Source organism: Cellulomonas sp. RIT-PI-Y (genome assembly GCF_025642745.1).
In the GTDB taxonomy this organism is placed as follows: domain Bacteria; phylum Actinomycetota; class Actinomycetes; order Actinomycetales; family Cellulomonadaceae; genus Cellulomonas.
Genome location: NZ_JANZKP010000001.1, coordinates 126,405 through 147,375, shown reverse-complemented (window position 1 = coordinate 147,375; position 20,971 = coordinate 126,405). Strand labels below are relative to the sequence as shown.

The following is a 20,971-nucleotide window of genomic DNA, read 5'->3' as shown; positions in this document are numbered from 1 at the left end:
CTCAGCCCGCCCCGTCCTCGGCGTGCACCAGCCGGCCCAGCTCGTCGAACCGCAGCGGCCATCCCGGCACGTCCGGCCGCCGCTGCCACGGGTGCGGACCGGCCAGCGGCCGGTACTCCACCCCCGCCGCGTCCAGCCGGTCCAGGTGCGCGCCGCGCAGCCGCCGGTCGAACCCGGGCCAGTCGCGGGCCTCCCGCGGGGACCACACGACCTCGGCGAACGCGGCCAGCCGCGGGAACGCGGCGTAGTCCACCCGGCGCGGGGAGTCGAGCTGCTCGCTCCACAGCTGGGCCTGCGCGCCGAGCACCGTGCCCGCGCCGGGCTCGGCGGCGGCCTCCGCCACCTGGTCGGTGACCGGCTCGAACCGGTACACGTCCTCCAGGGTGTGCACGGTGCCGACCGGGGCGGGCTCGTCCAGGCCGGGGGCGGCACGGTGGTCGAGATAGACCTCGTGCTCGGGGCAGACCACCACGTCGTGCCCGTCCCGCAGGGCGTCGATCCCGCCGCGGTAGCCGCGCCAGGAGTTGATCGCCACGTCGGTGGGCAACCGGGACCCGCCGACCTCGTCCCAGGCGGTGGCCCGGCGTCCGCGGGTGCGCAGGTGGTCGGCGAGCCGGCCGATGAACCAGGGCAGCAGCTCCTCGACGCCGGTCATGCCCAGTTCCTCCGCCCGGCGGACGCTGTCCGGGTCGGCGGTCCACTCGTCCACCGGCACCTCGTCGCCGCCCAGGCAGATCAGCGGGGAGTCGAAGAGGTCCAGCACCTCGTCCAGCACCGTCCGGTAGAAGTCGAGCACCCGGTCCGAGGTGCCGAGCACGTGCGGGTTCAGCCCCCAGCGGGTCCAGACCGGCCAGGTCGCCGCCTGCTCGGGCAGTGCGGCGAGTTCGGGATAGGCGACCATCGCCGCCTGGGAGTGACCCGGCATGTCGATCTCCGGCACGACGGTGACGCCCCGGGTGCGGGCGAAGGCCACGATCTCCCGCAGGTCGTCCTGGGTGTAGAAGCCGCCGTGCGGTGTCGCGTCGTAGCGCGACGAGCGGGACGAGCCGATCTGCGACTCGGCGCGCCAGGCGCCGACCTCGGTCAGGCGCGGATACGCCCGGATCTGGATCCGCCAGCCCTGGTCGTCGGTCAGGTGCAGGTGCAGCACGTTCAGCTTGTGCGCGGAGATCAGGTCGATGAACCGCAGCACGCCGTCCTTCGGCATGAAGTGCCGCGCCACGTCCAGCAGCACCCCGCGGTGGCCGAATCGCGGTCCGTCCTCGACCACGACCCCGGGCAGGACCACCGGCGCGTCGCGGATCGGCAGGGCACGGAACGCGGCCGGACCGACGATCTGCTGCAGGGTGCGCAAGGCGTGCCGGGCGCCGTCCGGGCCGCTCGACTCGATCAGCACGGAGCCGTCGACCCGCAGCCGGTAGTGCTCGGGTGCGAGCTCCTCGGTGTGCCGGAGAGCGATGTCGGACGCACCGGCGGCGGCCACCGGGACCAGCTCCCGCCCCAGCCGGACACCGAGCAGGTCGACGAGCAGCGGCCGGGCGGCCGACAGCGCGGGGTCGACGGCGACCGACAACCGCTCGGGCAGCGACCAGCCGCCGTCGGTCCGGGTCAGACGGATCGGGGCGGGGACGAGCTCGGGCACGGTCATCTCAGGCTTCCCGGGTGGTGGGTCGAGGTGCGGGGGACCAGCCCATCGCACCGGACAGGGACCGGGCCACCTCGGCGGTGGCACGGGCGTTCTCTCGGAGCGCGACCGGCGGCATCCGATGGTGGTCGAGCGCGACGCCGACCGCGGCGACCACCATGCCGGTGTGGCTGAGCACCGGGGCGGCGACCGCGCGCAGGTGCGGGTCGTGCTCCCGGTCGTCCAGGGCGAAGCCGCGCTGCCGGGTGCGGTCCAGCTCGCCGCGCAACTCGGTCGGGTCGGTGATGGTGCGGGGGGTCAGCGGCCGCAGCCCGGTGGCGATCGCCCGGTCGATCCAGGCCGCCGGGGCCACCGACAGCACGGCCTTGCCCCAGGCGGTGCAGTAGCTCGGGACCAGCGCGCCCGGGGTCAGCGGCCCGCGACCGCGACCGGTGCTCAGCTCCAGTCTCAGTCCGTCGCGCTCCGGCACGGCCAGCACGCACACCCCGCCGGTCCGCTCGGCCAGGTGGTGCAGCGCGGGCTCGGCGAGCGCGGGGAGGTCGATCGCCCCCAGGTACGACTGACCCAGCCGGAGCGCGCCCAGACCCAGCCGGTACCGGCCCGCGGTGTCCCGGTGCAGCAGCCCCTCGTCGATCAGCGGGGCGAGCAGCCGGGCGGCGGTGGACCGATGCACTCCGATCGCCTCGGCCAGGTCCAGCACCGGGACCCCGCGCTCCGCGGTCGCGTGCCGCCGGACGTGCTCCAACAGGTGCAGGCAGCGGCGGACCGAGAGCGACTCGTTGCGCGCGGGGCCGTCGACTCCGGTCATCGGAGGGGTCGCTCTGGTCGGCGACGCTGCTCGGGGCGCATGGCCCGACCGTAGCCAGCGCGCCTGCCGCGGACCAGGGCCCGGTCGCGTTCTGCGCGCGTCGCACGCCGATCGACCGGTGCGCGAGCCGGAGAGCGGAGCGGTCTCCCGAGTCTGTCGTGCAGTGCACGACCTCACGCGGCGTCTCGCGGTGGGCGGCGAGCGCCTGGCACCCACAGGCGGACGACCGGGTGCGGGACGCCGGGTGCGGGATCCGCTGTCCGACCGGGTCGATACCCTGGGGCCCGTGACCTCGACCTCCACGACCGTGCCCGGCGGCCTGTTCCTCTCGCTCGAGGGCGGGGACGGCGTCGGCAAGTCGACCCAGTCCCGGCTGCTCGGTGACTGGCTGCGCGGTCTGGGCCTGCCGGTGGTGCTGACCCGCGAGCCCGGCGGTACCGACCTGGGCCGGATCCTGCGCGAGGCCGTGCTGCACGGCGATCACATGGACCCGCGGACCGAGGCACTGATCTATGCCGCCGATCGCGCCCACCACGTCGCCTCCCTGGTCCGCCCGGCGCTCGACGCCGGCGGCGTGGTCATCACCGACCGCTACCTGGACTCCTCGGTCGCCTACCAGGGCACCGGCCGGGACCTGGGCGCGCAGGAGGTGGAGGACCTCTCGCTCTGGGCCACCTCCGGTCTGCTGCCCGCGTTGACGGTGCTGCTGGACCTGGACCCCGCGGTGGGGTTGTCCCGGCTCTCCGACCGCGACCGTGGTCCGGACCGGTTGGAGAGCGCGGGCGACGACTTCCACCGCCGGACCCGTGCGGCCTTCCTGTCCCGGGCCTCCGCCGACCCGGACCGCTGGCTGGTGCTCGACGCCGCCCGCGGACCCGAGGAGGTGGCCGCGGACATCCGGACCCGGGTCGCCGCCCTGCTGGCCGCACGCGGGGTGGCGGCATGACCACGGTCTGGGACGACGTCGTCGGGCAGGAACCCGCGGTCGACGTGCTGCGCGCCGCCGCCGAGGACCCGACCCGGATGACGCACGCCTGGCTGCTCACCGGTCCGCCCGGCTCCGGTCGGTCGAACGCGGCCCGTGCCTTCGCCGCCGCCCTGCAGGATCCGAGCGCCGACCCGCGCAGCCCCGGCTGTGCGCAGGTGCTGGCGGGCACCCACCCGGACGTCACCTTCGTGGCGACCGAGGGGGTGGTGATCCGCGCCGACACCGTGCGACCGCTGGTCGAGCTGGCCCAGCGCAGCCCGTCCCAGGGGCGCTGGCGGGTGATCGTGATCGAGGACGCCGACCGGTTGAACGAGACCTCCGGGAACGTCCTGCTCAAGGCGATCGAGGAGCCGCCGCCGCGGACCGTCTGGCTGCTGTGCGCCCCGAGCCCGCAGGACGTGCTGGTCACCATCCGCTCCCGGTCCCGTGCGGTGGCATTGCGGGTGCCCCCGGTGCAGGCGGTCGCCGACCTGCTGGTCCGCCGGGACGGCATCGACCCGGCCGTCGCCCTCACCGCCGCCAAGGCCGCGCAGAGCCACGTCGGCGTCGCCCGTCGGCTGGCCCGCGACCCCGAGGCCCGCGCCCGCCGCGGCCAGGTCCTGCGCCTCGCGTCCCGCGTCCGTGGCGTCGGCGACGCCGTGCTGGCCGCCGCCGATCTGGTCGAGACCGCGCAGGCCGACGCGAAGGCCGCCACCGAGGAGCGGGACGCCGCCGAACGCACCGCCCTGCTCCGCTCGTTGGGCGCCGAGGGACTGACCGCCATCCCGCCCGCGCTGCGCGGGCAGCTCCGGCAGTTGGAGGAGGAGCAGAAGCGCCGGGCCACCCGCGCCCAGCGCGACGTCCTCGACCGCGCGATGGTCGACCTGCTCTCGCTCTACCGGGACGTGCTGGTCGTCCAGCTCGGCGCCCGGGTGGATCTGGTCAACGGCGCGCAGGAGGAGGCGGTCCGCGACCTGGCCCGCAGCAGCACGCCGGAACAGAGCCTGCACCGGATGGACGCGGTCTCCGAGGCCCGCGAACGGCTCGCCGGCAACGTCTCCCCGCTGCTCGCAGTGGAGGCCATGATGATCGGCCTGCGACCCCAGCGGGTCTGATCCACCGGCTACGGTGACCCGGTGACCTCAGTGCGACCCCAGGCCCTCCGGACTCTCGCCCTCGCCTCCGTCGCCGCTCTGGCGCTGGCCGCGTGCGGTGCGGGCTCCGATTCCGACTCCGACCCGACCGCCTCCGCCGTCCTGCCCACCACCGTCCCCGACGGTGCCGAGGCGATCTACGGCCAGGACGTCGACTGGTCCAGCTGCGGCGACCTCGAGTGCGCGATGGTGACCGTCCCGCTCGACTGGTCCGACCCGGGCGGCGACACCATCGACATCGCTGTCAACCGGCACGCCGCCACCGGCGGCCGGCTCGGCTCGCTGCTGATCAACCCCGGCGGCCCGGGCGGATCCGGCATCGACGCGCTGTCCTCGATCGCGCTCGGCCGGTTCGGCGACGACGTGGTCGCGAGCTACGACCTGATCGGCTTCGACCCGCGCGGCGTCGGGCAGTCCACCGCCATCTCCTGCGTCTCCGACAGCGAGATGGACGCCTTGGTCTCCGCCGACTACGACTTCGCCACCGATCAGGGCGTCGCCGACGCCGAGGCCGCCTACACCGCGCTCGGCGAGGGCTGCCTGGACGGCACCGGACCCCTGCTGGAGCACGTCGACACGGTCAGCGCCGCCAAGGACATGGACGTGATCCGGGCCGTGGTCGGCGACGACACCCTGAACTACGTCGGCTACTCCTACGGCACCCAGCTCGGCGCCACCTACGCCGCCCTGTTCCCGCAGCAGGTCGGCCGGCTGGTGCTCGACGGCGCGGTCGACCCCACCCTGACCTCGCAGGAGCTGTCGCTCGGACAGGCCGTCGGGTTCGAAGGGGCGCTGCGCGCCTACGTCACCGACTGCCAGGCCGCCGCGAGCTGCCCGCTCACCGGCACCGCCGACGAGGGCCTCGCCCAGATCCGCGCCCTGCTCGACCAGGTCACCGCCTCCCCGCTGCCCACCCAGGACGCCGATCGTGACCTGACCGGCGCCCTCGCGTTCAGCGGCATCGCGCTCCCGCTCTACGACGAGTCCAGCTGGACCTACCTGACCATGGGCCTGCGGGACGCGATCCAGTCCGGCGACGGCTCCGTGCTGCTCCAGCTCGCCGACCTGTACTACGACCGCGACGCCAGCGGCACGTACACCACCAACTCCACCGTCGCGTTCTGGGCGATCGGCTGCGCCGACGACCGCGGCACCACGGACATCGCCCAGATGCGTGCCGACGCCGCCGAGATCGAGGCCGCCGCCCCCACCGTCGGCAGCTTCTTCGGCTACGGCGGGGTGCTCTGCGCCAACTGGCCGGTCCCCGAGGCCGGTGGCCTGGACTCCTACATCGCCACCGACGCGGCCCCGATCGTCGTCATCGGCACCACCAACGACCCGGCCACCCCCTACGCCTGGGCCGAGTCGCTCACCGCGACGCTCGGCGACTCCGCCACCCTGCTCACCTACGAGGGCGAGGGCCACACCGCCTACGGCCGCTCCAACTCCTGCATCCTGGACGCGGTCGACGCCTACCTGGTGGACGGGACGGTGCCCGCAGCCGGGACGCGCTGCTGACGCTTTGGAGCAGCGCGGTCGCGCCAGGTAGAGTGGGCCCGCTCGTCCTCCGGGACGGTGCCGCCTTAGCTCAGTCGGCAGAGCGTCTCACTCGTAATGAGAAGGTCGCGGGTTCGATTCCCGCAGGCGGCTCACACGGAAGGCCCGGGATCATCGCGATCCCGGGCCTTCGTCGTGGGTGCGCCGCAGCCGAGGCCCTTTGTCCCTGGACAGATCCGAGCGGTGCGGGTCCGCTGTCGTGAACCTCCGCGCGAATCGACTCTGCCGACACAAACCCTCCACGCGGCTGGCGTTCAGCTGCCACATTGATCGAGCCGACGTCGAGCGGGCATCGGCTGACCGAGGAGGATGTGTGTCTGAAATCGTGCAGGGGTCGCCGCGTCACCGAACTCGAGCTCTTCTCGCCTTGCTGCTCGCTGCGGTTCTGTCGGTGGGGATGCTGGTCTCCACGTCGGTGGACGCCGATGCCGCGGCGGGGAGCAACCGGTTGAACGTGGGGGAACGGCTCACGGCGGGCCAGCAGCTGACCTCGACCAGCGGGAAGCTCACCCTGGTGATGCAGAGCGACGGGAACCTGGTGCTGTACGCCCCCGGGAACGAGGCTCGCTGGCACACCAACAGCAACGGCAACCCGGGTGCCTATGCGGTGATGCAGAGTGACGGGAACTTCGTCGTCTACACCGCTGGTGGTGTCGCGCTGTGGGAGTCGCAGACCTACGGAACCGGTGCCGCGTTCGCCCAGCTCCAGGACGATGGCAACTTCGTCCTGTACACGTCCGCGCCGAAGTCGGTCTGGCAGTCGGGGACGAAGTACTACCCCTCACGTCTCGAATCCGGCACAGCGCTCGCAGCCGGGCAGCGCCTGCAATCGCCCAACGGTGTCTTCGAGGCGGTCATGCAGACGGATGGGAACTTCGTTCTCTACGGGCCTTCCGGCTCGATGTGGCAGTCCGGCACGAACGGTTCCGGTGCCAATCGTGCCACCGTCCAGAACGACGGCAATCTCGTCCTCTACACCGCTGCCAACGTCGCGAAGTGGCAGAGCGGCACCAGCGGCCGGGGTGCAGGATCGTTGCGGGTCCAGAACGACGGCAACATGGTGCTGTACACGAGCGCTTCGGAGTGGACCTGGCAGACCTACACCTATCCCGGTTATCAGCCGCCGACGCCGCCGGCGGCTCCCGCCCCGTCGAAGGCGAGCCTGGCGATCAACTTCGCGACCGCGCAGATCGGCAAGCCGTACCTGTGGGGGGGCGTCGGTCCCAACGCGTTCGACTGCTCCGGTCTGACGCAACAGTCCTGGGCCGCAGCGGGGGTGTCCATCAAGCGGGTCTCGCGCGATCAGTACACCAGCTTGCCCAAGGTGCCGTTCTCCCAGGCGCAGCCCGGCGACATCCTCGCCTGGTCGTCGAACACCTCGGACCCGTCCCAGATCTATCACGTGGCTCTCTACATCGGTGACGGCAAGATGATCGAAGCGCCCAGCGCCGGCAACCCGGTCCGTCTCACCACCGTCCGGACCTACGGGCTCATGCCATCGGTGGCCCGACCCGCCAGCTGAACGAGCACGACCACGGCGCCCCGTCCTCCGCGGAGGACGGGGCGCTGTGGTCTGCGGTGGTGCGGAACCGACCGGACGATCCCATGCGCTCCGAGCCTGCCCCCGCCGCGACGGTCGTGGTCGATCGCCATGACACCCGTACCCGCCGTCTCGCCACCGTCTCGCCACCGGCCCACACATCCCCGAGCGCAGCTGTGACTCGATCGGACCGTCACGAACTCGGCTCCGCTTCCGTAGGGCCGCAGGTCGGGCCCCGCTCTCCCGGAGGAGAGCGGGGCCTGTCGGTAGACCGGTGTCAGCTCGACAGGTTCTGCACGGCGATTTCGGTCCGGCGCGCGATCTGGCGGGCGTCACGCACGGTCTGCGCGAGAGTTCCGGTGTCGTCGGAGACCTTGGCAGCCAGGACTCGCGCCGGGATGTCGTTGAGCTGGAACTCGGGTGCGCGCAGGATCTCCAGGACCACGCGGTGGACCTCGCCGGTCATCCAGGACTTGTCGGCGTCGTTCAGGGGCATGTCTTCCTCCGGGTTGGGTGTGTTGGTGGTGAGTGCGGCGGCGGCCGCCGCGACCTGAGCCGCGGTGGCGCCAGGTCGGATCTCGAAGTGCATCTCGTCGGTGATGGGCATGGCGTAGTCGCCACCCCACCGCAGGACGCCGGAGCACTCGGCGAGGATCTGCCGGATGGCACCGACCTGCGGGTCGGTGAAGGTGTCCTTCGAGCCCTGCGGGTGACGGCCCCCGTTCATGTCGAGCGCGGTGCCCGAGGCATGGTTGGAGTAGGTGCTACCCGAGCCGATCGTGGCCTTGGGACGGAACGAGCTGGTCGACGTGATGGGTTCGACCCGGGCTGCGAACTGCCGTGCGACATAGCCGAGGACCTGAGCGACAGGTCCTGCCAGCAGACGGGCGTTGTTCGGCAGCCATGCGAGCGGTTCGAGCTGTGCCTCGACGACCAGCGGCCAGCCGTTCTCCGAGTTGGCCACGCGTACCTCCTTCGTGTTGTGAGGTGGGGCCGGTCGAGCCGGCCTGACGCATCCACTGTGTTCGTACACCTGTTCGAACGACAATTTCCTTTGGGGATGCCCGTCACGACGGCGCGACGAGGCGCGACCCGGCGCGCTGAGAGTTCGAACGGTCAACGCGGCTGCTCCATCACGCGGGGGGCTCGAGCGACGGGTCGCGGCGGGAGAGGCCGTTTCCTCACCACGGGGAGGGACGGGGTGCGGCGGCGTCCGCAGGGTCCGTCGTGTGGCGTTCGGGTGATCGTCGCGTGCTGAGGCCGATCGGGCCACGGGAGCCTCTCGGGTGTGTCTAGCGTGCGCGAGTGAGCACACCCACGCCCGGCTGGTACCCGGATCCGCAGACGCCCGCTCAGCTCCGGTGGTGGGACGGGACGCGCTGGACCGAGCACTCCCGCCCGCTCCCGAACGGTGGCCCGCCTGCGCCGTCCCCGGGTCCGGCTCGCGCCCAGGTCACGCAGGCGGCGCAGGGTTCGACCGCGCCGTCTTCCTCCGTCCCCTCGCAGGGGCCGACTCCGGCCCTGGCGGTGCAGGAGGATCCGGCCGCGAAGAAGCCGTGGTTCCGGCGCACCTGGGTGCTGGTCACCGCCGGTGTCGTCGTGTTCCTGGTCGTGTTCGGCGCGGTGGCGGGGCTGGGTGACTCCGGCGACGAGGCAGCACCGGGGGGCACTCCCGCTGCGAGCACGGTTGCCGAGGAGTCCGCGTCCGACCGGATCGAGGTCCCCGACGTCGGTGGGATGTCCCTGGCCGATGCCGTGGCCGCCCTGGAGGCGGTCGGGCTGACCTCCGACACCATCGGCGACGCGGGCGAGGTCGAATCGCAGTCACCCTCCAGTGGCGTCGAGGTCGAGCCCGGGACGCAGGTGATGCTGACGGTCGTCGACCACGCCGCTCAGGAGGCTGCGGAGGCCGCCGCCCAGGCGGAAGCCGAGGCGGCAGCCGCGGCAGCAGAAGCGGCGAAGGGCACGCTGTCGCAGCAGAACGCCTACCGGGCAGCGCAGTCGTACCTCAGCTACACCGCGTTCTCCCGTGCTGGTCTGATCGACCAGCTGACCAGTGAGTACGGCGAGGGTTACCCGCCCGAGGACGCGGAGTTCGCGGTCGCCCGGCTGGAGGCCGAGGGCGGGGTCGACTGGAACGCCGAGGCGGCCGAGGCGGCGGCGTCCTACCTGGAGTACAGCGCGTTCTCCCGGCAGGGGCTGCTGGAGCAGCTGACCAGCGAGTACGGCGAGCAGTTCACGCCGGAGCAGGCCGAGTACGGGGTCAGCACCACCGGGCTCTGACCGTCGCGGGCGATCGGGCGGGATGATGTCCCCATGCGTTCCGAGCCCTGCCCCCGCTGCGACGCCGCGACGGTCGTGGTCGACTGCCACGACACCCGGACCCGCCGCTTCACCGCCGTCGAGCTCACCGACCCGCACGTTCCCGAGCACGAGCGCTGGTACTTCCACGGCAGCCGGGGTGTGATCCACGGCGGTCTGATCGACGCGCCCGCGGATCAGCCCTACGTGGTGCTGCACGCCTGCGACCGGACCCGGATCGGCTCGGGCCAGGGTGCGGCGGACAAGGCGGGGTACATCGGGGTCGACACCGAGATCGCCCGGCGGGAGGACCTGCCCACCACCGACGACCACGAGCTGACCATCCCCGGGCGGGTGTACAGCTACCGGTTCCCCTCGCACTGGGCGCACATCGTGGCGGGTCTGGACGGGCGAGGGCTGTGCGGTGACCGGGTGCTGGACCCCGAGGAGATGACCCCGCGGGAGCGGGACCGGATCGCCGGGATGCGGGTGTGCCCGAGGTGTCGGGGCCGCAATGCCCGGGATGAGGCGTCGGCGGGCGCTCGGCGGTAGGAAGGTGTCCATGATGGAGCCCCGGATCAGCCTGGTCACCCTCGGCGTCGACGACCTGGATCGCGCGGTCGCGTTCTACCGGGCGCTCGGCTGGCCCGCGCCGGAGCGGCCGGACACGGAGGTGGCGTTCTTCCAGGCGGGCGGGATGGTGTTCGCGCTCTGGACCGGCGTGCAGGGGCGCGGAGCGCCGGGCGTGGAGCTGGCGTACAACGTGCGGGCGCCGGAGGACGTGGCGCCGGTGCTGGAGGCGGCGGTGGCGGCGGGCGGCAGTCTGGTGCGGCCCGCGGAGCGCGCGGAGTGGGGCGGGACGTCGGGGGCGTTCGCGGACCCCGACGGCTACGTGTGGGAGGTCGCGCACAACCCGGACTGGACGATCGGCGGGGACGGTGCCGTCCGGATGTGACGGCACCGTCCCCGCCGGGTGACCGGTCTCAGCAGGTGGTGCCCTCGGCGGGCACGGTGCCGTCGATCAGGTAGGCGTCGACGGCGTCGAGGACGCAGGAGTTCGACGATCCGTAGGCGGTGTGGCCCTCGCCCTGGTAGGTGAGCAGGGTGGCGGACTCCAGGGTGGCGGTCAGCCCCTGCGCCCAGACATACGGGGTGGCGGGGTCGTTGGTGGTGCCGACGACCAGGATCGGGGCGGACCCGGCGGCGCTGTAGTCGTCGAGCGTGCCCTCGGCGGCCACCGGCCAGGACGGGCAGGTCGGTCCGGCGAAGAACGCGGCCATGGTGGGCGCCACGGTCGCGATGTCGGCGACCTGTGCCTGGTACTCGGCGTAGGTCAGCTCGGTGGGGCCGGAGTCGGCGCAGTTGACGGCCACGATCGCCGAGTTCGCGTTGCTGGTGTAGTGACCGTCCTCGCCGCGGTCGAGGTAGTAGTCCGCCCAGTACAGGAGCATGCTGCCGTCGCCCTCGTTGATCGCGGCGTCCAGCGACATGGTCAGGTACGGCCAGACCTCCTGCGCGTACAGCGGCTGGATCAAGCCGAGGAATCCCAGCGCCGCGGTCAGCGGTCGGTCGTCGTCGCCGGTGGGCAGCGGAGCGGCCGCCAGGGAGTCGAGCAGACCGACGATCTGCGCGACTCCGTCGTCGACGGTGCCGGTCAACGGGCAGGTGGAACCGGCGAGGCAGTCCGCCACGTAGGCGCGCATCGCGTTCTCGAACCCGGCCGCCTGCACCTTCGCGTCCTCGATGGCGCTGACGCCCGGGTCGACCGCTCCGTCCAGCACCATCCGGCCGACCCGCTCCGGGAAGAGCGCGGCGTAGGTGGTGCCGAGGAACGTGCCGTAGGAGAACCCGAGGTAGTCCAGGGAGTCCTCGCCCAGCACGGCGCGCAGCACGTCCATGTCCTTCGCGGCCTGGATCGTCCCGACGTGCTGGAGGAACGGACCGGTGGCGTCCAGGCACGCCTGGTTGAACGCGGCGGCCTGGGCGACGGACTCGGCGTAGCCGGCCTCGTCGTCGGTGGTGTCGCTCGCGAAGTAGGCGTCCAGCGCGTCGTCGTCGAGGCAGGTCACCGGTTCGGACTCGCCGACCCCGCGCGGGTCGAAGCCGATGATGTCGTACTGCTCGCCGATCGCCGCCCCGAAGCCGTACAGGCTGAAGTTCTCGACCAGGTCCAGGCCCGAGGCGCCCGGCCCGCCGGGGTTGACCAGCAGCGAACCGATCCGCTCCCCGGTGGCGGCACGCCGGTTGACCGCGATCGCGATCGTGTCGCCGTCGGGCTCGTTCCAGTCCATCGGCACGACGACGTCGGCGCACTCGAGGTCGCCGCAGTCGGTCCAGTCGAGGTCCTGGGCGTAGATCGCGTCGAGCCCGACGACCGGCGTCGGGCTCGGGTCGTCGGCGGTGGTCGAACCGGAGGAGCACGCGGTGAGCAGGAGGGCGGCCGCGCTCGCGGCGACGGCCGTGGTCCGCCCGCGACGGGTGAGGAAGGTCTGCATGACGGTGACGGTAGGAGCGGCTCGCCGCCGCCGACCGGGATCTGGGTGGTGCCCGGTCGGAAATAGGCGCGGGATGTGGGCCGACTGAGTGCTCTGGTGGGTCAGGCCGGGTCGGGCACCCCTACGACCGCCTTGGTCCGCGACCGTCCTGCCGCGTCCTTGATCACCACGTACTCCAGGTCGACGTGCGGCTCCAGCGCGCTGAACTTGTCGTTCGGCGCACCGATCACCAGCTGGAAGCCGAGCCCGCGCCAGGCGCCGATCGCCCGGCCGGTGAACCGGGCGTCCGCCTTGATCAGCGCCTCGTCCAGGAACACCGGGGCGTAGCGCGGACGGTCCGCCCCGGCGTCGCCGAGCTGGTAGCGCAGCGCGGCGCCGACGATGAACGCGACCAGCTCCTGCGACTCACCGCCGGACTTCTCGCCGATGTGGTCGTAGAGCGCGACGTGCTCGCCCGCCAGGTCGACCTTCTCCGCGGAGAGCCGGACGTGGCGCCGGACGTCGACCAGGTCGGCGAAGTCCGGTGCGGTGCGGCGGATACGGTCGATGACGCGGGACATCCGGGTGTACCGGCGCTCCCGCTCGTCGTCGGTGGCCTCCGTGGCGAGCTCGTCGCGCAGGTCGCGCAGCTCCTTGCGGAACCGGGCGACGACGGTGGACTGGGTGTCCCGGGCGTCGATCCGCAGCCGGTGGTCGTCGTCGGCGAACGGCAGGGCGGCGAGGATGTCGTTGACCGGGCGGATCCGCTCCTTGATCTCCCGGACCGAACGGGACAGCGCGTTGTACAGGTCGGTGAGGTCGTTGCCGGACAGCCGGAGCAGGCTCTTGCGCCAGTCCGCCTCCAGCTCGTGCAGCCCGGAGGCCTCCAGCTCGGTGAGGATCCGGTCGAAGTCGGCGAAGGCGCCGTCCGGGTCGGTGCCGAGGTTCGGGTCCGGCCAGCGCTCGACGAAGGTCTCGAAGGTGCGGGCCAGGGTGTCCCGGGCGGTGCCGATCTCCTGCTCGGCGGACTGCCGGTCGGTGCGCAGCAGCTCGGTGGCGCGGGCGGAGCGGGCGTCGAAGGCGTCCAGGGCGGCCCGCGGAGTGGCGGGCGGCTGGTCGTCGGGGCTGCCGAGCAGGGCGTCCAGGTAGTCGCGCTGGTCGTCGGCGACGGTGAGCTCGGCATCCAGGGCGTCGTCCAGGGCGCGCTGGGCCACGTCGACGTCGTCGCTGACCGCGGACCAGACCTCGGCGATCTGTTCGGCGTCACCCTTGGCCCGGCCGAGCTGGTCGCTGAGCGCCCGGATCGACGCCTCCAGCTCGGTGGCGCGGCCCTGGAGCCGGGTCACCTCGGGATTGCCCGCGGTGACGTCCTCGATCACCTGCTGCCAACGGTCCCGGTCCGACTCGGCGGTGCCGGTGTCGATGTCGTCCCAGCTGGTCGCGTCGATCGCGCGGAAGGCCTCCAGCTCGGCGTCCTGCTGATCCAGTCCGGCGTCGGCGGACTCGACACCCTGCTCGGCCAGCAACAGCCGGCGCTGGGCGGACTCGATCTCCCGGTCCAGCTGCGCCAGCCGACGGGTGTTGCTGAAGCCGAGCAGGTTGGCCCGGCCGCCGCCACCGTGGGCACCGCGCGCGCCGTCCGACGTCTGCCCCGCGCGGGTCAGCGCCTTGCGGTGCTGGGAGAGCTCGCCGGTGGTGTCGACGCAGACGTAGACGAACCGGTTGGCCAGCTCGGTGCGCAGCCAGCCGGTGAACGGCCCGGAGCGGAAGTCCAGGCGGCCGGGCAGGGTGCGCGGGTCGAGGGCGACCTCGGTGCGGATGTCGGTCGGCACGCCCTCGAACCGCAGGCGGCGGCCGAGCTGCACGCCGTCAATGGCGTCCCGGAACCGGCGCAGGTCGGCCATGTCCAGCAGCAGCTGGGTCGCGAAGCCGCCGAGAGCGAGGTTGAACGACTCCCGCCACGGCTCGTGCTCGGCGCGGACCTCGATCAGCTCGGCGACGAACGGCAGCTGCTCCGGGGTCATCCCGGCGGCCTCGGCCAGGGCGGCGCGGGCGTGCAGCAGGTCGCTCGGGATCGCGCCCTTGTGCGAGGTGGCGGCGACCCGGTCCGACCGGAGCCGGGCCAGCTCGATCGCGGCGTCCTTCTTCTCGGTCATCGCGTCGCCGAGCGCGCGACGGGCGGCGGCCTTGGCGTCCCCGTCGGCGAGCGCGGCCCGGGCCTGGGCGACCAGCCGGTCGAAGTCGGCCCTGGCCCGCAGGTCGTGGTCCAGTCCGTCGCGGACGATCTGGGCGATCCGGGTGCGGGCGACGGTGACCCGGGCCAGGCGCTCCTCGGCCGTGCGGTGCTCGCGCTGGGCGGTGGCGAGCCGGTCGCCGCCGGAGCTCCACAGCGTCTCCTTGACCCCGTCCAGCTCGGCGCGCGCGGCCTCCACCCGGGCGGTGGTCTCGGTCACCTGGCGCTGGGCGCCGCGGTGCCGCTGCTGCAGGTCGTGCTCGACGTCGCGCAGCAGGCCGAGCCGCTGCTCGTGCCGCCACAGCGCGGCGGGGGAGTTCGGGGCGTCCACGTCGCCGAGCTGCTCGATCACACGCAGCCGGTCGGCGGCGCCCTCGATCCGGCTGCGCAGCTCGCGGATCGGCTCCAGGGCCTTGACCTGCTGGCGGGCGGTGATCATCTGGTCACGGGTGCCGGTCAGCTTGTCGAACTGCTCGACCACGGCATCCGCGGTGGCGAAGGTGCTCGGCTCCTCCAGCACCATCGCCTTGTAGAGGGCGTCGACCGTGGTGATCTGCTGCCCGGCCTGGATCCGGCCGAGCAGCCCCACCGCGCGGCTGCCGTCGCCGGTGGCGCCGATGCCCAGGGTGGACCAGAGCCGGGCGGTGAACTCGCGGTCGGTGTCGTAGGCCGTCAGACCGGTCCCGGTCACCGCGGGCCGGGCCAGTCGTTCGGCGGCGGCGGTCTCCAGGGCGGTCAGGTCGAAGGCGTCGTCCACGGTGGCGCGCACCGCGGTGACCTCCTCCAGGTGCCGGGCGGCGGACGGCACGTACCAGGCGCGCACCGCGGTGAACACCCGGCCGCCCTGATCGGCCCAGGTCATGGCGATCGCCGACCAGGTGTCCTTGCCGTCGCCGCGCAGCACCCGCTCCCGGGTGCCCTCGTCGGTGCGGGACTCGTCCAGCTTGCCGCGGGAGTAGGACAGGATGTTGCGCTGGTCCTTGCCGCGCGGGCGGCCGACGACCCCGCCGTTCGACGCCCCGTTGAACGGGGTGGTGTGCGGCATGAGCAGCGCGATGTAGGCGTCCATCAGGGTGGACTTGCCGGAGCCGGAGCCACCGGACAGCAGGGTGGCGGTCGGCGCCAGCAGCACCCGGTGGTGACCGTCGTAGCCACCCCAGTTGACCAGCTGCAGGTCGCGGGCCACCCACTGCTGGCCGGTCGAGGCCGCGGGGATCAGACCGAAGAGCGTGTCCACCATCGTCATCGGTCCGTCTCCTCGAACAAGTCGTTCTCCTGCGGGAGTTCCGGGGTCTGCGCCACCGGTGCGGGCTCGGGGTCGGGCTCCGGCGCGTCCTCCTCGACGACCACCTCCGCTCCGGGGGTGCGCAGCCACTCGCGCAGCTCGACCAGGCGCTCGTTGCTCAGCACCACCTCGACCAGCGGGGTGATCCGGTAGCGCCCTTCGGACACCTCCTCGATCAGACCGTCCTTCGCCAGCCGGGCCACCGCGGCGCGGATCTCCCGCTGCCGGGTCGCCAGGTTGGTGAGCGTCGGGTCGAAGTAGGTCAGCGCGGTCTGCTCGATCTCCTCCACGTCGACCCGGACCGAGGTCTCCCCGGCGCCGCGCTCACGCTGGAACACGGTGCGCAGGTGCACCAGGACCAGGGTCTCGGCGCGGGTGTACGCCTCGTCGCGGAGCAGCACCGGGACGTCCAGCTCGTCGGAGCGGACCTGGCGCTTGTAGGCGATGCCGCGGTCGTGGTCGACCACCAGGTGCACGAACAAGTCGTGCAGCCGGGACTCGATCACCTGCTGGTTGGCCAGCAGGGTCTTCCACTGCGCGGCGTTCTTCTCCGCGAGCAGGAACCGGCGCTGCAGCAGGCGGACCAGCACCCGGCGCACGTCGGCGTCCAGGGTGCCGGAGTCGCCGGCGAACAGCTCGCCCGGGTCCTCCTCCATGGAGACGGTGTCGATGAAGGCGTCGGTGTCAGTCATGCTCGTCCTCCAGCCGCACGGTCACGCCCTCGAAGGCGAAGCGGCGCGGGGTGCCATCGGGGCGCACGGCCTCGACGTAGGCGATGGTGTCGGTCTCGGTGCTGCGGAACTGCTCGGCGATCTCCAGCAGACCCAGCAGGTCCACCGGTCGGCGCAGGTGCGGCGGAGCGGCGGAGAAGGCGTCCGCGAGCGCGGTGCCTTCCAGGTCCCGGTGCGTGCCCAGCCAGTCGGTCAGGTACGCGCCCAGTTCGGCGTAGTGCGGACCGCCCCAGGCCCGGGCCTCGGCGTGCGAGACCTCCTCGGCCGCGTCGTCGTCCCACTCCGTGAGCGCGTCCGGCGGCTGCGGCGGGCGCAGGTCGCCGGGGGTCTGGCGCAGGTGGTCCACCTCGGCCACCGGCAGGCGGCGCAGCGGGTCGACCGCCTGGCCGCGACGGGAGTCCGGCATCCAGGCCTGCATCCCGGTCATCACGTCCCGCAGCAGGTCGTCGACCTGCCGGTCGCGCAGTGGGTCGTGGTGGCGGACCTGGGTGGTGATCACCGACGAGGCCTCGCGCTGGGTGGCGAACACCTGCTCCAGGCCCTGTTCGATCCGGCGGCCGATCTCGCTCAACTCGGTGCGCTGCTGGGCGGGCAGCAGACGGGTGAACCGGTGCCGCAGCACCACGTCCAGCTGGGCCGACAGCTCGTCCAGCCGCCGCGGGTCGCCGATCAGCCGCAACGCGCCGGCGAACGCCCGCCCCTCGACGGTCGACTCCATCACGTGCTCGCCGCGTTCCAGGTACTCGCGCAGCACGTCGCCGGTGGGCCGCTCGTCCTGGCGCAGGGCGGTGACCACGTCGCGCTGCATGGCCTTGATCGACTCGGCCACCCGCGCGAAGTCACCGGGCAGCTCGCGGACCAGGTGGAGCAGGTTCTCCGCCTCCTCGAGCAGGGTCTCCTCGCCGACCTGCTCGACGGTGCCGGTGCGCTGGATCCGGTCCAGCTCCGCTTTCTTCTCCGCGATCTCCGCGTCCAGCCGGGCCATCGCGACCAGCACGTCCGGGTCCGCGTGCTGTGCCAGCCGGTCGACCGCGTCCAGCAGGGTGCGCACCCGGGACTGCGACACCCGGGCGCGGGTGCCCCCGGCGCGGCCGGCGACCTCCAGTGCTCCCACCGCGTGCGCGGACACCTGGTAGACCTCGACGTCGTCCTCCAGCACCTGGCGCACCAGCCAGCCCGCGTCGGCCCACTGCCGGCACAGGTCGCGGGCGTTGCCGCTGGGCAGGTCGTCGCCGTACCCGGAGGCACGCAGCTGGTCCAGGGCGTCCGCGATCTCGGTGTGCGCGTCATCCACCGGCACCGTCGGCCGCTCCGCGGTGAACACCAGCGACAGCAACGAGACGATGAGCGGGGCATGCCGCTTGTGCAGCAGATCGAGCATCGGGTTCTGGAACGCCCGGACGGCGCCCAGGTAGGCACCTTCGGCACGAGTGATCATCGCGGGCCAGCCTAGTGATCGCGGGCGGGTGCTCATGCCAGGCTGTCCGGATGCCCTCCTACCGCGTCATCCTGGTCGTCGGCCGTCTGCTCCCCGGAGTCCGCCCGGAGCACGTGCTGCCCGCCGCCGCGGACGCCGCCGCGGAGCTGACCCGGGTCGAGGCGCGCGACCTCGCGGTGGTGGCCGGGGAGCCCCGGATCACCGTGCGCTACCTGGCCGACGACGACGCCGGAGCCTTCCAGGTCGCCGGACGGGTGGTCGGCGAGGTCACGGGCTTGGCAGCCGTGCCGCGGTCGGTGGTCACCCGCCGGGAGGGCACGCGCTGGATCCCAGTGCTGCCGGGCTGAGCGCGGTGCAGCCGATGACGGCCGCCCAGGACCGGGCTACCGTGCCGTCATGCCTGAGGTGATCGTCTCCGCCACCGCGCTGGCCGACGAGCTGGCCGCCGACCGTCCGCCCCGACTGCTGGACGTCCGCTGGCAGCTGGGCGGCCCGCCCGGGGTCGACGGCTACCGTGCCGGTCACCTGCCCGGGGCGGTCTACGTCGACCTGGACACCGAGCTGGCCGCGCCGCCCACCCCCGCCGGCGGTCGGCACCCGCTGCCCGATCCGGACGCGTTGCAGCGCGCTGCCCGCACCTGGGGCCTGCGCCAGGACGAGCGGGTCGTGGTCTACGACGACTCCGGGTCGATGTCGGTGGCCCGCGCCTGGTGGCTGCTGCGCTGGGCCGGGGTCGCCGAGGTGCGGATCCTCGACGGCGGGCTCGCCGCCTGGACCGCCGCGGGGGGTGACCTGGATCAGACCGAGGTGCACCCACCGCTCGGTGACGTCGAGCTGACCGGTGGGCAGCTGCCCACCCTGGACGCGGACGGGGTCGCCGCCTGGCCCGCCGACGGCCTGCTGCTGGACGCCCGCGCCGCCGAGCGCTTCCGGGGCGAGGTCGAGCCGGTCGACCCGCGCGCGGGCCACATCCCCGGCGCGGTCAGCGCCCCCACGGCGGAGAACGTCGACGGCACCGGGGCCTTCCTGCCCGCGGACGACCTCACCCGGCGATTCGCCGCGCTCGGAGCGCCCGCGGACGGACGAGTCGCCGTCTACTGCGGGTCGGGCGTCACCGCCGCGCACCAGGCCGCCGCGCTCACGATGGCCGGGTACACGCCGGTGCTCTACCCGGGCAGCTGGTCGCAGTGGTCGAGCGACCCGGAGCGGCCGGTCGCCACCGGGTCCTGAGCCCCGCGGGCCCCGGGCCATGAACCCTGGTGGCCGCGATCGTCACGGGCACTCGTCCGCAGCACCACGCTCGTGTCATGACGGTTCAGCCGAGGAGTGCATGTCGCAGGACGGTTGCTGGTCATGGAAGGTGCCGGACTCGATGGCCCGACGCTCCGCTGGATTGAGACCTGCTGTCGGAACGACGATCAATTCGGCACGACTCGATTCCTCGAGCGTCTCGGCATCCGCGCACACGGCGAGGACGGTCCATGCCGAAGCTCCCCATTGTGCCTCGTCAAATGTGGGCTCAGCCCCCACGAGCACCGAATCGTCCTGCACGGCGTACAAGAATCCTTCGTCGACCACCGCCGCCACGTTGTCCAATGTTTTGCCACGATAGAAGGACAGGGGCTCTCCGACGGTGCGTGCGGCGCACGCTGTGAGCGGACCGGCGATGGCTGTTGCGAGCAGAGCTGCGCCCAGCGGGGGAGAGAAGTTCACCCGCACGTGATGGAGTTCTGGGCGGGGCTGAACGCGTACTGAGTGGTCGACTTCGTCACGGTGACAACACCCGCGGTGTTGGAGTAGGTCTTCCACACCCTGTACGAATACCGGTTTCCCATCGGCCACGCCCGGTACGTCTGGCCCGCCCGAAGTCGAGGGGACGAACATGACACGGACATCGACACCGTGGACGCGTTGGAGATGTTCAGGCCGGCGGTGATCGTCGAACGGCTGGCGCCCAGTGCCAGTCCCACGGTGCGAGTGGCGGCCTTGCTGACGCTGATCGTGCAGGTCGTCCCTGATCGGATCGCTTTGCAGTTCCCGAGTCGTTGGCTGTAGTCGGTGTAGCCGGAGGTGGTCTTCTTGTCCGTCACGGAGTACACGGTCCAGGTCGCAGCTCGAGGTGAGATGCGAGGGGTGACCTGGGGCTCGGCTGTTGGCGGGTCCGAGGGCGCCGAGGGAGCTGGCTCCGCGGGATCGGTCCCCTGCCGCAGGTCGTGAGATGTGCGCTCCAGGTCGCGCATACCAGGATCCTGATCCGGGAGATCGGTACCGATGCCCGCAGCTGACGAGTCGGTCGTGGGTGAATCTGCATCATCAGGCGCGTCCGCTGTCGAACCGGAATCGTGAAGGTCGACCTGGGTCGAGGAGGCGCTCGTCATGGTCACTCCGCCGCCGAGAGTCAAGGCGGTGGCCAGGACGACGGTGGCGACCGAGCGGCAGGCGAAGAGTCTTCTAGCGAACATGTCGTGCCCTTCACGCGCGTTCCACGCGAGCGTGGAACGGTCATCACCCGATGGCGCGGCTGAGGGCTCACGGCTGACACTACGTGCAGCCTGTGAACGACACAAGACTCACCCCTCGGATATCAGAATCCTCATCTTCAGCTGCAAGGGCGTGTGGCGGGTCAGGCGTTTCACGCGGCTCCAGCCGGCGGTGACACGCGCTGCGACCCGGAGCGGCCGGTCGCGACCGGGTCCTGAGCCCCGCGGAGGCGGCGCCCAGCCAGGTGTGCGGGTTCCGGTCCCAGCACCAGCCGAGCTTGCAGGTCGGCGGTCAGCGACTCCTCGGTCCAGCCGAGCGCGGCGGCGGTGCCGAGCGCGACATGGACCCGCACCTGGC

19 protein-coding genes and 1 tRNA gene are annotated in these 20,971 nt (G+C 72.5%); 10 read left to right on the top strand and 10 right to left on the bottom strand.

Going from position 1 to position 20,971, the window contains the following annotated elements; translation table 11 throughout:
- Nucleotide 1: 1 nt before the first annotated feature.
- Together OGL89_RS00705 and OGL89_RS00700 are read right to left on the bottom strand one after the other, a co-directional pair.
- Nucleotides 2-1,648, bottom strand: coding sequence for a beta-N-acetylhexosaminidase (locus OGL89_RS00705; protein WP_263117880.1), 1,647 nt, complete (start codon nucleotides 1,646-1,648; stop codon nucleotides 2-4).
- 1 nt (nucleotide 1,649) lies between these two features.
- Nucleotides 1,650-2,453, bottom strand: a complete 804-nt coding sequence (locus OGL89_RS00700) for an IclR family transcriptional regulator (RefSeq protein ID WP_263117878.1) — start codon at nucleotides 2,451-2,453, stop codon at nucleotides 1,650-1,652.
- A gap of 286 nt (nucleotides 2,454-2,739) precedes the next feature.
- On the opposite strand from OGL89_RS00700, the gene tmk reads away from it, so the two are divergent.
- The 5 genes from tmk to OGL89_RS17070 all read left to right on the top strand — a co-directional run bounded on the left by tmk (nucleotide 2,740) and on the right by OGL89_RS17070 (nucleotide 7,653).
- Nucleotides 2,740-3,399 (top strand): dTMP kinase, encoded by a 660-nt coding sequence (gene tmk / locus OGL89_RS00695; RefSeq protein ID WP_263117876.1) that lies wholly within the window; start codon nucleotides 2,740-2,742, stop codon nucleotides 3,397-3,399.
- The gene (locus OGL89_RS00690; RefSeq protein ID WP_263117875.1) at nucleotides 3,396-4,535 is read left to right on the top strand and encodes a DNA polymerase III subunit delta'; all 1,140 of its coding nucleotides are present in this window, start codon (nucleotides 3,396-3,398) and stop codon (nucleotides 4,533-4,535) included. The genes tmk and OGL89_RS00690 overlap by 4 nt, the downstream gene beginning before the upstream one ends.
- 21 nt (nucleotides 4,536-4,556) lie before the next feature.
- The gene (locus OGL89_RS00685) at nucleotides 4,557-6,092 is read left to right on the top strand and encodes an alpha/beta hydrolase (protein WP_263117874.1); all 1,536 of its coding nucleotides are present in this window, start codon (nucleotides 4,557-4,559) and stop codon (nucleotides 6,090-6,092) included.
- A 59-nt stretch (nucleotides 6,093-6,151) separates the two neighbouring features.
- Nucleotides 6,152-6,224: transfer RNA gene (locus OGL89_RS00680), tRNA-Thr, on the top strand.
- Between the two features lie 220 nt (nucleotides 6,225-6,444).
- The gene (locus tag OGL89_RS17070) at nucleotides 6,445-7,653 is read left to right on the top strand and encodes an NlpC/P60 family protein (protein WP_263117873.1); all 1,209 of its coding nucleotides are present in this window, start codon (nucleotides 6,445-6,447) and stop codon (nucleotides 7,651-7,653) included.
- A 295-nt stretch (nucleotides 7,654-7,948) separates the two neighbouring features.
- On the opposite strand, the gene OGL89_RS00670 is transcribed toward OGL89_RS17070, so the two are convergent.
- The gene (locus tag OGL89_RS00670; RefSeq protein ID WP_263117872.1) at nucleotides 7,949-8,635 is read right to left on the bottom strand and encodes a M15 family metallopeptidase; all 687 of its coding nucleotides are present in this window, start codon (nucleotides 8,633-8,635) and stop codon (nucleotides 7,949-7,951) included.
- 341 nt (nucleotides 8,636-8,976) lie between these two features.
- On the opposite strand from OGL89_RS00670, the gene OGL89_RS17065 reads away from it, so the two are divergent.
- The 3 genes from OGL89_RS17065 to OGL89_RS00655 are packed head-to-tail and all read left to right on the top strand — an operon-like array spanning nucleotide 8,977 to nucleotide 10,927.
- Nucleotides 8,977-9,954, top strand: a complete 978-nt coding sequence (locus OGL89_RS17065) for an Ltp family lipoprotein (RefSeq protein ID WP_263117871.1) — start codon at nucleotides 8,977-8,979, stop codon at nucleotides 9,952-9,954.
- Between the two features lie 33 nt (nucleotides 9,955-9,987).
- Nucleotides 9,988-10,524, top strand: a complete 537-nt coding sequence (locus OGL89_RS00660) for a hypothetical protein (RefSeq protein WP_263117870.1) — start codon at nucleotides 9,988-9,990, stop codon at nucleotides 10,522-10,524.
- Nucleotides 10,525-10,537: 13 nt separating this feature from the next.
- A complete protein-coding gene (locus OGL89_RS00655; RefSeq protein ID WP_263117868.1) occupies nucleotides 10,538-10,927 on the top strand; it encodes a VOC family protein in 390 nt (129 codons plus the stop codon).
- Between the two features lie 28 nt (nucleotides 10,928-10,955).
- Here OGL89_RS00655 and OGL89_RS00650 read toward each other — a convergent pair whose 3' ends face one another.
- The 4 genes from OGL89_RS00650 to OGL89_RS00635 all read right to left on the bottom strand — a co-directional run bounded on the left by OGL89_RS00650 (nucleotide 10,956) and on the right by OGL89_RS00635 (nucleotide 18,133).
- Nucleotides 10,956-12,467, bottom strand: a complete 1,512-nt coding sequence (locus OGL89_RS00650) for an alpha/beta hydrolase (protein ID WP_263117867.1) — start codon at nucleotides 12,465-12,467, stop codon at nucleotides 10,956-10,958.
- Between the two features lie 101 nt (nucleotides 12,468-12,568).
- The gene (locus tag OGL89_RS00645) at nucleotides 12,569-15,925 is read right to left on the bottom strand and encodes an SbcC/MukB-like Walker B domain-containing protein (RefSeq protein WP_263117866.1); all 3,357 of its coding nucleotides are present in this window, start codon (nucleotides 15,923-15,925) and stop codon (nucleotides 12,569-12,571) included.
- A complete protein-coding gene (locus OGL89_RS00640; protein WP_263117865.1) occupies nucleotides 15,922-16,656 on the bottom strand; it encodes a DUF4194 domain-containing protein in 735 nt (244 codons plus the stop codon). The genes OGL89_RS00645 and OGL89_RS00640 overlap by 4 nt, the downstream gene beginning before the upstream one ends.
- On the bottom strand, nucleotides 16,649-18,133 hold the full coding sequence (locus OGL89_RS00635) for a DUF3375 domain-containing protein (protein WP_263117864.1): 1,485 nt from the start codon (nucleotides 18,131-18,133) through the stop codon (nucleotides 16,649-16,651). Before OGL89_RS00635 ends, OGL89_RS00640 begins: the two co-directional genes overlap by 8 nt.
- Nucleotides 18,134-18,183: 50 nt before the next feature.
- On the opposite strand from OGL89_RS00635, the gene OGL89_RS00630 reads away from it, so the two are divergent.
- Together OGL89_RS00630 and OGL89_RS00625 are read left to right on the top strand one after the other, a co-directional pair.
- Nucleotides 18,184-18,480, top strand: a complete 297-nt coding sequence (locus OGL89_RS00630; RefSeq protein WP_263117863.1) for a hypothetical protein — start codon at nucleotides 18,184-18,186, stop codon at nucleotides 18,478-18,480.
- Between the two features lie 49 nt (nucleotides 18,481-18,529).
- Entirely contained in the window at nucleotides 18,530-19,363 is an 834-nt protein-coding gene (locus OGL89_RS00625; protein ID WP_263117862.1) for a sulfurtransferase, read from the top strand.
- Between the two features lie 75 nt (nucleotides 19,364-19,438).
- Here OGL89_RS00625 and OGL89_RS00620 read toward each other — a convergent pair whose 3' ends face one another.
- From OGL89_RS00620 to OGL89_RS00610, 3 genes are all read right to left on the bottom strand, one after another.
- On the bottom strand, nucleotides 19,439-19,846 hold the full coding sequence (locus OGL89_RS00620; RefSeq protein ID WP_263117860.1) for a hypothetical protein: 408 nt from the start codon (nucleotides 19,844-19,846) through the stop codon (nucleotides 19,439-19,441).
- Complete coding sequence (locus OGL89_RS00615) at nucleotides 19,843-20,223, bottom strand: hypothetical protein (protein WP_263117859.1); 381 nt, start codon at nucleotides 20,221-20,223, stop codon at nucleotides 19,843-19,845. The genes OGL89_RS00620 and OGL89_RS00615 overlap by 4 nt, the downstream gene beginning before the upstream one ends.
- A gap of 542 nt (nucleotides 20,224-20,765) precedes the next feature.
- Nucleotides 20,766-20,966 (bottom strand): hypothetical protein, encoded by a 201-nt coding sequence (locus tag OGL89_RS00610; RefSeq protein WP_263117858.1) that lies wholly within the window; start codon nucleotides 20,964-20,966, stop codon nucleotides 20,766-20,768.
- Nucleotides 20,967-20,971 lie beyond the last annotated feature (5 nt).